Source organism: Stenotrophomonas pictorum JCM 9942 (assembly GCF_001310775.1).
GTDB classification, from domain to species: domain Bacteria; phylum Pseudomonadota; class Gammaproteobacteria; order Xanthomonadales; family Xanthomonadaceae; genus Stenotrophomonas; species Stenotrophomonas pictorum.
Window position 1 is genome coordinate 1 of sequence record NZ_BAZI01000680.1, and the last position, 894, is coordinate 894.

1 protein-coding gene and 1 pseudogene are annotated in these 894 nt (G+C 68.7%); both read left to right on the plus strand.

Features of this window, described 5'->3' with window-relative positions; all coding sequences use genetic code 11:
* Positions 1-588, plus strand: a 588-nt coding sequence (locus JCM9942_RS17015; RefSeq protein WP_157723040.1) for a DUF1611 domain-containing protein, incomplete at its 5' end; no start/stop codon positions are given.
* 7 nt (positions 589-595) lie between these two features.
* Positions 596-894 (plus strand): annotated as a pseudogene (locus tag JCM9942_RS17020) (dipeptide epimerase); the annotation flags it as partial.

An 894-nucleotide genomic window follows, 5' to 3' on the forward strand; every position in this document is an offset into this window, starting at 1 on the left:
CGCAGCGGCAAGCGCGTGGCGATGGTCGGTACCGACTGTGCGCTGGGCAAGAAGTACACCGCACTGGCGCTGGCCCGGACGATGCGCGGGCAGGGCATCGATGCCGATTTCCGCGCCACCGGCCAGACCGGGATCATGATCGCCGGTGCCGGCATCGCTGTGGATGCGGTGATCGCCGATTTCATCGCCGGTGCGGCCGAATGCATTTCGCCGGCCGACGACCACTGGGATCTGATCGAAGGCCAGGGCTCGCTGTTCCATCCGGCCTATGCCGGCGTCACCCTGGGGCTGCTGCACGGCTCCCAGCCTGACGGCCTGATCCTGTGCCACGACCCGCAGCGCACGCATCTGGTGAGCTGGCCGGACTACGCGGTGCCGGAGCTGGCGGTGGCGCGTGACCTGTATCTGCAGGCCGCGCGGCTGACCAATCCCGGCGCACGGCTGGTGGGGGTGAGCCTGAACACTTTCGGGATGGACGAGGCCGTGGCGCAGCAGGCGCTGGCGCAGGCCGAGCGTGCGCTGGAAGTGCCTGCATTCGATCCGATGCGCAGCCCGCTGCAGCGGGCCGTCGCTGCGATCCTGGGTTGAGGGCGGCATGACGCGCATGCTGCATGCCAGGTCGCATGCCTGGAAACTGAAAGAGCCTTTCGCCATCGCCCGCGGGATCCGCAGCGAGGCGCAGGTGGTGATTGTCGAACTGCACGAGGATGGCGTGACCGGGCGTGGTGAGGCCGGCGGTGTCGCCTATCACGGCGAAACCCCGGCAAGCATGCTGGCGCAGATCGAACAGGTGCGTGCGCAGATCGAGCGTGGTTGCGACCGCCAGCAGCTGTTGCAGCTGTTGCCGGCCGGTGGCGCGCGGCACGCGCTGGATGCGGCGCTTTGGGATCTGGA